Here is a 9,041-nt window from a genome sequence, read left to right on the forward strand (position 1 = left end):
ATCCGCCGGGCCGCTGTTGGGCCCGGCAAGCCCAGGAGTTTCGCGTAATGTCTCTCAAGCTCACCACCAGAGCAGGCCTTGGCAAAGCAGCCATCGGTCTCGCCGCGGCCGGCGCGGCTTTCGCTCTTCCGGCGCCGGCCAGCGCCCAGCTCGGCGCCGACGCCGGCGTCTGCCGCTCGGGCGGCAATGCGGTGCTCGTCACCGTCGACGGCTTCCGCCAGCGCAGCGGCAATATCCGCGTCGCCATCTATGGCAGCGACCCGAGCCGCTTCCTCGCCCGTGGCCAGACGCTCCGCAAGATCAACGTGCCGGTGACCGCCTCCGGGCCGATGCGGATCTGCGTCGCGCTGCCGGGCCCGGGCCGCTATGCGGTCGCGGTCCGTCACGACGTCAACGGCAACAACCGCTCCGACTGGAGCGACGGCGGCGGCTTCTCGCGCAACCCTCGCGTGTCGCTGACCAACCTCAGGCCCAACTACAACAACGTGGCGATCAACGTCGGCCGCGGCGTCACCCCGGTGGGCGTCGTGCTCAACTATCGCTTCGGCCTCGCCATCCGTCCGGTCCGGGCATCGTAAGGCAAGGCACAGATGGCCTCGGTCGCGCTCCTCTCCAATCCCAGGTCGACCGGCAACCGGTCGCTCCTGCCGCGCGTCCGGGCCTTCTGCGCCGAGCATCGCGACATCTTCCACTATGAGGTGGAGGACGTCAGCCAGATCGCCGACGCGATGCGGACGATCGCCCGGGTCCGGCCCAGGGCGATCGTGATCAACGGCGGCGACGGCACCGTGCAGGCGGCGCTGACCGAGCTGCACCAGGGCAATCACTTCCTCGGCGATCCGCCGCCCGTGGCGGTGCTGCCCAACGGCAAGACCAACCTCATCGCCCACGATCTCGGCGCCGGCGGCGACCCGATCATGGCGCTCGAGCGGGTGCTGGAGCTGGTCCGCGGCGACATGGTCCCGCACATCGTCTCGCGCGAGCTGATCGCCCTGTCCGGCGGCCGGGCGGGCGAGAACGAGCGGCCCGTGCTCGGCATGTTCCTCGGCGGCGCCGGCCTCGCCGACACGATCCTCTACTGCCGCCACAAAATCTATCCGCTGGGCCTGCCCAATTGGGCGGCGCATTTCCTCACCTTCATGATGGGGATGGTCTCCGTGATCACCGGGCGCCGCTCGCGGCTGCTCCCCGCCAAGTGGAAGCCGATCAAGGTCACGCTGGCGAAGAGCGGCGGCGAGATGCAGGGCAAGTTCGCCTTCCTGATGGTGACCACACTGGAGAAATTGCTGCTCAATTCCAACGTCCGCGTCGAGGGCCAGCGGCCGGGCGCGATGCAGCTGATGGTGATCGAACGCAACCTGCTCTCCATCTTCGGCGCCCTGTTCGCGGCGGTGCGCGGCAAGCTCGGCCTCAGGCGCATCCGCGGCGTCTATCTGGAGCGTGGCGACGAGATCCGCATCGCCGGCGCGAACAACAATATCATCCTCGACGGCGAGATGTTCGAGGCCGAGGAGGAGCGCCCGATCGTGCTGCGCCCGACCGCGCCCGTGCCCTTCCTGAAGCTGGCGGCCTGACCCTTCCAGACGCGCGCCGGGATCGGTAAGCGAAAGCGACGTCGCTGCGCGGAGGATCGGCCGATGAGGAATCCAAGACTCGTCCTGGGCGCAGGCGCCTCGATCCTCGCCGCCTTTGCCGGCATCCTCCTGTTTTCCATCGGGCTGGCGCATCTCCTGGCCGCAGGGCCGGGCGAGGTGACCGGCTGGGTGCAGGCGATCGGCTCGATCTTCGCGGTCGTGGCGGGCTTCGGAGTAGCCGCCTATCAGGTGCAGAAGCAGCGCGAGGACGTGCGGGAGGAGATGAGGGAGCGGGCCCGGGCCGCCCACAAGCTCGCCTTCCAGGCCTATCGCCTGATCGGCGAGCGGCTGGCCACGGCCCTGTCCCGGAAGGACCGGAAATCCGGCCCCGCCTCGGGCGCCGGGCAGTTCGACCTCAAGGGCTACCGGACAACGGAGATGGTGGCCGCGATGCGGGAGTTCGACACCGGCCGCCCGCCGACGCCGCTGATCGAAAGCTTCGTCGAGCTGCGCACGCGGGTGTTCGCGATCAACGAACGGATTTCCCAGCTCTACGAGCGCGAGGACAGCCAGTCCCCGGAGGATCGGGTAGCGGCGAAGGCGCTTCGCTACGGCAAGCTGGAGAGCTCCGTGCGAGTCTATGCCAGGGCGGGGGAGAGCTATACGGCGCTGGATGCGGCGGCGCGGGACCATTTCGGCATCGAATCGCTTGGCTGCGCCGTCCCGCCCGCCATCGCCACCTATGGCGCCCCGACGGAAGATGCGGCCCCCGAATGACTCAAGCTTCGCTCCCCGCCCTCGTCGCCGAAGAACTGGCGCTGCCGGTCGACCCGCGCGTGACGGCGATGGCGGAGGCGGTGGCGGCGCTCTACCCGGGCGCGGCGCGCGCGGTGCTCTTCTACGGCTCCTGCCTCAGGGAGAAGGAGCTGGACGGGCTCATGCTCGATTTCTATTTGGTCGTCTCAACCTATCGCGAGGCCTATGGGCGGGGCTGGTACGCCTTCGCCAACCGGCTGGTGCCGCCCAACGTCTTCCCGTTCGAGCATGAAGGGCTGGCGGCCAAATATGCGGTGCTGAGCGAGGCGGATTTCGCGCGGGAGAACGGGCCGGAGGCGGGGACCGTCTCGGTCTGGGCGCGCTTCGCGCAGCCGTCGCGGCTGGTCTGGGCGAAGGACGAGGATGCGCGCGCCATGGCGGTGGCGGCGGTCGGCCGCGCGGCGCCGACCTTGTTCGGCTTCGCGCTGCCGATGCTGGACGAGGCCGAGAAGGGCGATCCGCTCGCGGTCTGGCGGCGGGGCTTCGAGCTCACCTATGACAGCGAGCTGCGCGCCGAGCGGAAGGGGAAGTCCGTCTCGATCGTCGACACCGACCCGGAGCGCTACCGGCGGTTCGGCGACGCCGCGCTGCCGCTGGCCCGCCCGCTCGACGCCGAGAAGGCGCGGAAGCGCTGGCGCCGGTTCCGGCGCAAGGGCAAGGCGATGAGCATCGTCCGCCTCGCCAAGGCGACCACCACCTTCGCCGGCGGCGTCGACTATCTCGCCTGGAAGATCAACCGCCACTCGGGGGCCGGGATCGTGGTGAAACCCTGGCAGCGGCGCTGGCCGATCCTCGGCGCGCTTACTCTGCTGCCTCGTCTGCTGCGGCGGGGTGCGATCCGCTGAAGCCGTTTACGCTGCCGCCGTTCACGCCGCCCAGGGCCGCCTCGACGGAGCTGGCGAGCGCGGCGACGGTGAAGGGCTTCCTGAGCACGGCATGGCCGGCCAGATCGTCCGCGTCGCCCGCCTCGCCGACATAGCCGGTGACGAAGAGGATACGCATGTCCGGGCGGCGGCGCTTCACCTCGGCGGCGAGCTCGGTGCCGGTCATTTCCGGCATCATCACGTCGGTGACGACGAGCGCGAGATGGGGCTCGCGCTTCAATATGGCGAGCGCCTCCTTGCCGCTGGCGCAGGGATAGGGCCGGTAGCCCAGCTCCTCGAGCGCGGCCACGGTGGAGCGGCTGACGCGGGGATCGTCCTCGACGACCAGGATCGCCGCGCCATGGCCGCCGCGCGCGGCCGGCTCGGCATGGCGGACGCGCGGCGCGACCTGCCCGGAGGCCTGCTCGGCGGCGGCGGCCGAGCGGGGCAGATAGATGGCGACCGTGGTGCCGTCGCCGACGCGCGACGCGATGGTGACGTCGCCTCCGGACTGGCGGGCGAAGGCGAAGATCTGGGAAAGGCCAAGGCCGGTGCCCTTGCCGACATCCTTGGTGGTGAAGAAGGGCTCGAAGACGCGGTCCAGATGCTCGGGGGCGATGCCGGTGCCGGTGTCGGTGACGCGGATGCGGACATAGTCGCCGGCGGGAAGGTCGGCGGTCTCCGCCTCGGCGAGCGTGACATTGTCGACGCAGATGTCGAGGTCGCCGCGCCCGTGCATCGCGTCGCGGGCGTTGACCGCGAGGTTCAGCATCGCATTCTCGAACTGGGTCGGGTCGGCCCAGACGTGCCAGATATCGGGCTGGAACTGGGTGTGGACGGTGATCCGCTCGCCGATCGCCCGGTCGATCAGCTCCAGCATGTTCTCGACCAGCTGCGCCGGCGCCACCGCCTCGGGCAGCAGCGGCTCGGCCCGGGCGAAGGCGAGCAGGCGGCGGGTCAGAGCGGCGGCGCGGGTGGCGCCCTCCATCGCGTTGTCGAGGTGGAATTCGACCTCGCGGCGGGGGCCGTGCAGCTTGCGCCGGGCGAGATCGAGCCCGCCGACGATGACCGCGAGCATGTTGTTGAAGTCGTGCGCGATGCCGCCGGTGAGCTGGCCGACCGCCTCCAGCTTCTGCACCTGGCGCAGCTGCGCCTCGGCGGCGGCGCGGTCGGCCGCCTCGCGCCGCAGATTCTCGTTCGCCTGGCTCAGCTCGCGGGTACGGGCCTGCACCGCCTGTTCGAGGTCGAGCGCGCGCCAGCCGATATCCTCGGCCTCCTCGCGGCTGCGCAGCCCCTCCACGAAAGCCCGCCAGGCGAGGAAGGCGAGACCGATGGCGCCGAGCCCGACGATGATGCCGAGGAAGCCGAGCAGGTCCGTATAGGTGTCGGCCCGGTCGACCAGTCCCTGCGTCTCGGCCATCCGCCGGCCGAGCTGGGCGCGCTCGGCGGCGGCGATCTCCTCGAGCCTGGCACGGAGCTCGACCAGGGTCCTGGCGGTCGCCGCGCGCTGCACCAGGCCGCCCGCCCGGGCGGCCCCGCGCTGCTGGAGGAAATAAGCGGCCGGCGCCAGCTCGGCGGAGCGCTGCCGGAAGAGCCGCGCGACCTCGGCGGCGCGGCGGACCTGGGCGGGATCGCTTCGCATGGCCCGCTGCAGCTGGTCGACCAGGGTCCCGGCGTTGCGCCACTCATTATAATAAGAGGTGGCGGTGGTCGGCTTGTTGTCGAGCAGGTAGCGGTTGAGCTCGGTCTCGGCGCGAGAGATGCTGGCATCGATGTTGCGGGTGAGGAGCAGCAGCTCGTTGGTGCTCCGCTCCCAGCGCAAGGCCTGGTCGCGGGCCCGGTTCGACTGGGTGATCAGGACAATGAGCGCGATGAGCGCGAGCGTCGCCAGAAGCGCGCCCCCACTGACCCACAAGGCGCGCCAGGAGTGCGGACCGCCCTCCTCGGCCGCCACGCTGCTAGCCTCCTCCGCCACACGGGGAGATTACGGCATCGGCCCGGCGGTTGGAATCCCGGCGCCGGGCGGCTCGCCCCCCGCGGAGGCTCGGCTCGCCGCAGTTTAACCCTGATCCTTTACCGACGGCCGGCGGACCATGCGGAAACCCCTCCCCGTTGCCGGGGAGGGGAAGTCGCTCAGATCACCATGAAGTCGCTGGCGGCGAGGACCGGATTGCCCTGCAGCGTCGCGAACAGCACCGCCCCGCCGGCGCCGGTGCCGTCGGCATCGTAGAAGAGCTGCCCGGTCGTGCTGTTGTAGATGATCCGGTCGCTGGCATCCGCGGCCGCCGTGCCGGTCACGAAGGCGTTGGCATTGAGCGCGCCGAGGCCGCCGATCTGGGTGAACACGGCGTCGTCCAGCTGGATCTTGTCGCTGCCGCCCTGGAAGTCGGCGATCAGATCGAAATTGCCGCCGCCGAGCGCGCTGGTGAAGGCGAAATTGTCCGCGCCGCCGAAGCCGATCAGCACGTCGTGGCCGGTGCCGCCGTCCAGCGTGTTGGCGCCGTTATTGCCCAGCAGATACTGGCCGACCTCGTTGCCGGAGAGGTTGATCGCCGCGGTCCCCGCTGTGAACGCGGTCGACAGCCACTCGATCGACTGGCCCGCAGCCAACGCATGGCTGGCGCCCGCCAGCACCGTGTCGAAACCCTCGCCGGCATTCTCGAAGGCGAGATCACCCGCCGAATCAACGACGAAGATATCGTCGCCGGCGAAACCGACCATCACGTCGACGCCGCCGCCGCCGTCCAGCGTGTTGGCACCGTTATTGCCGATCAGGTGATTGCCGATCCCGTTGCCGGTGAGGTTGATCGCCCCGGTACCGGCGGTGAAGGAGGTCGACAGCCACTCGAGCGACTGGCCGGCGCCGAGCACGTAGCTGACGCTCGTCAGCACCGCGTCGAAGCCCTCGCCCGCATTCTCGAAGGCCAGGTCGTCCGCCGCATCGACCACGTAGATGTCGTCCGCCCCGAACCCGATCATGACGTCCGCGCCGCCGCTGCCGTTCAGCGTGTTGGCGCCATTGTTGCCGATCAGATAATTGGCGATCCCGTTGCCGGTCAGGCTCAGGGCCGCAGTGCCGGCCGTCAGGGCGGTCGACAGCCATTCGACCTCCGTGTCCGCCGCGAGGGCATAGCTGACGCTCGAGAGCACCGCGTCGAAGCCCTCGCCCGCATTTTCGAGCGCCTGGTCGGACGCATTGTCGACATAGAGGATGTCGTTCCCGCCAAGGCCCGCCAGGATGTCGATGCCGCCGCCGCCGTTCAGGACATTGGCGACATTGTTGCCTGTGAGCGTGTCGGCGCCCGCGCCGGCGGTTGCATTCTCGATGGTGACGCCGTTGGCGATGGTGAAGCCGCCGAAGATGCCGGTGGCATAGGACATCCACCCGGCACCGCCAGTTTCATATTGCAGCGTGGCCGCGCGCAGATCGATATTGGCGTTCCTGGCGCCGCTATAGACGATCTGATCGACCCCATCGGCGTCCCAGATCGACGAATAATAGGTGCTCTCGCCCACATAATAGCCGTCGCGGGCCGTCGCCTGATTGGTGGCATCGTGCACGGCCGGCTGCCCGGTCGCGGCATCGATATAGACCCCCCACTCGTTCACGTCCTTCAGGACATAGGTGTCGTTGCCGGTGGCCCAATCCTCGTTGACGCCGTATTTGTCCTGGATGACGGCGATGTCGAGCGCCATCAGGCTGCCGAGCCAGCCATAGCCCTCGTTGGTGGTCTCGGCCGAGCCGTAGGGCGAACTTTCCCAACCGTCATTGTAGGACATCATCGTGTAGACGCCCTGGTTGAGGCCGTGCGTTCCGGCCCCGCCATCATCGCCGGGGAGGAGGGGGTTGACGCCCGGCATGACGCTCGAGCCACCGCCGGTGTCGTGCGGGTGCGCGAGGCCCATGCCATGGCCGAATTCGTGGATCAGGGTGACGAAGGAGAAGCCGCCCGGCTGAAGCATCTGCGCGCTCCAGCGCTCGTCAGCGGAATTGAACTGGGCGACGCCCTCGTCGCCGGTATCGGGCGGGTTCATCGAGCCGAGCAGGGAAATAACCGGCCCCGGCGTGCCAGGATAGGAGAAGTAGAAGAAATCGGCGTCGAAGCCGTCACCATCCACGCCGGCGGCATATTTGACGCCCGGCTCGGCCAACGGGCCCGGCTTGTACTTGATGCTCTCGTCGCGCTCGTAGAGGCCGGTCGTCGCGTTGAGCGTATAATTGGACACGAAGACCACATCGGCGACCTTGGAGAATTCGTTCGCCGCGTTCAGCATGGCCTGGACTTCGTACTGATAGGGATTCTGGGCCACGACCTGGGCCGGGATGGTCGAATCCTGATGGAAGTAGATATCTCCCTCGCCCGCGAAATAGAGGTAGATGACGTTCTTGCCCGGGAAGCCCAGGGAGTTGCCCACGACGTCGCCCGGATCCGCTGCCGGATCCCCGGTCACCCGCGGCCCCTCCATGCCGTCGGGATTTTCCACCGCCTGATGCGCGCGGTTGACCCTGACGCCGCCCCAGTCGATCGAGTGGAGTGGGCTCGAAATGTCATATTCGGTCGTATAGACGGTTCCCGTCGCGGTCCTGGCGAAAATTTCGTAATCGCCGGCGAAGTCGCCGACCCCGTCGCCGGTGTTGTCGAAGGACGTAGCGTTGACATAATAGGTGCCCGTATAGGTCGCCTGGAACGTCATGAGCGCATCGAGGCCCGACGGCGTGTTCGGTCCGCCGCCATCCGCGATCGAGAGCAGCATCCCGTTATCATCGCGAAGTTCCAGATAGGCATCGGCGAGCGGGATGCCGTTGCCTTCGGCGCCCGGAAGGCCGCCGACCCAGGCAAACTGACCGAATTCGTAGGTAACGCCGGCCGTCAGGTTGACCGCGAACCAGTCATTGTCGCCGGGCGCGTCGCACGCCGCGATGACGTGGTTGGCATCGTCGACCACCAGCGTCCCGCTGGTGTTCTCGTCGGGCGCGTAGACGTCGATGATGGCGGTCGGACCGGGGATGTACCAGGCCGATTCGACCGGCTGGTAGTTGGCGGGACGCCGCCAATCGTCGCTGGTGCCGGTCTCGTCGGGGAACACCAAGGGCCTGAGATCGCTGCCGTTTACCCCGAAGCCGGTCTCGAACCTGCTCAGCCCGCGCGAGAATTGAAGCTGGCTGGATGCATCGCCGATGAGCGACATGGCGTCGGCGGTGCGGTCCAGAGCCGCCAGACGGAAGATCGTCTGCTCGATATGGTCGGGATTCTGGAGCGGTGTGGAGCGGAGGGTGCGGTTGGCCTGGCGCATGAGAGCTCTCCCTGGATTCTCTGGCTATTGTTTGGGAACGGCGGAGGCAGGGCGTCTAATCCGTGGGGACGCAAAAAGAGGTCCGTGGGGGCTCAGGCGCAGCTGGCGCACCGCCGAAGCCGGGCAAGAATCGGCAGCACCGGAAAACATGAGTCTCCAGTCGGACAATAGGTGAACCCCAGCCGAAGAAGCGGCGATCGCCGCAGCGCGTGGTTAATTGTTATTGCGGCAGAAAGTTCCGGGGCCTTTTCAGGACGGCGCGACGAAACGGCATCGGGCCGCACTCGCGATCACAACGACGAAGGACCGCCGTCGCCAGTGGCGACGGCGGTCCTTGCGCCGAGATCGGTTCGTCAGATCACCAGGAAGTCGCTGGCCGCGAGCGTCGGATTGCCCTGCAGCGTCGCGAACAGCACGGCGGCGCCGGCCCCGTTGCCGTCGGCATCGTAGAAGAGTTGGCCGGTGCTGCTGTCGTAGATGATCCGGTCGTCCG

At 68.3% G+C, this 9,041-nt stretch carries 6 protein-coding genes; 4 read left to right on the plus strand and 2 right to left on the minus strand.

The window, feature by feature from the left end; translation table 11 throughout:
- Positions 1 to 47: 47 nt before the first annotated feature.
- The 4 genes from VEC11_RS01755 to VEC11_RS01770 all read left to right on the plus strand — a co-directional run bounded on the left by VEC11_RS01755 (position 48) and on the right by VEC11_RS01770 (position 3,235).
- A complete protein-coding gene (locus VEC11_RS01755) occupies positions 48 to 578 on the plus strand; it encodes a DUF2141 domain-containing protein (protein ID WP_464128575.1) in 531 nt (176 codons plus the stop codon).
- A 12-nt stretch (positions 579 to 590) separates the two neighbouring features.
- Positions 591 to 1,574 (plus strand): diacylglycerol/lipid kinase family protein, encoded by a 984-nt coding sequence (locus VEC11_RS01760; RefSeq protein ID WP_464128577.1) that lies wholly within the window; start codon positions 591 to 593, stop codon positions 1,572 to 1,574.
- 63 nt (positions 1,575 to 1,637) lie between these two features.
- Entirely contained in the window at positions 1,638 to 2,351 is a 714-nt protein-coding gene (locus tag VEC11_RS01765; RefSeq protein ID WP_464128579.1) for a hypothetical protein, read from the plus strand.
- Positions 2,348 to 3,235: a hypothetical protein gene (locus tag VEC11_RS01770; RefSeq protein ID WP_464128580.1), complete on the plus strand. Its 888-nt coding sequence runs from the start codon at positions 2,348 to 2,350 to the stop codon at positions 3,233 to 3,235. Before VEC11_RS01765 ends, VEC11_RS01770 begins: the two co-directional genes overlap by 4 nt.
- On the opposite strand, the gene VEC11_RS01775 is transcribed toward VEC11_RS01770, so the two are convergent.
- Both VEC11_RS01775 and VEC11_RS01780 read right to left on the minus strand, forming a co-directional pair.
- Complete coding sequence (locus VEC11_RS01775; RefSeq protein ID WP_464128582.1) at positions 3,192 to 5,228, minus strand: ATP-binding protein; 2,037 nt, start codon at positions 5,226 to 5,228, stop codon at positions 3,192 to 3,194. The genes VEC11_RS01770 and VEC11_RS01775 overlap by 44 nt on opposite strands.
- A 158-nt stretch (positions 5,229 to 5,386) precedes the next feature.
- Positions 5,387 to 8,548 carry a M10 family metallopeptidase C-terminal domain-containing protein gene (locus VEC11_RS01780; protein WP_464128583.1) on the minus strand — a complete coding sequence of 1,054 codons (3,162 nt, stop codon included), beginning with the start codon at positions 8,546 to 8,548 and terminating at the stop codon, positions 5,387 to 5,389.
- Positions 8,549 to 9,041 lie beyond the last annotated feature (493 nt).

Source organism: Allosphingosinicella sp. (assembly GCF_035626655.1).
GTDB lineage: Bacteria > Pseudomonadota > Alphaproteobacteria > Sphingomonadales > Sphingomonadaceae > Allosphingosinicella.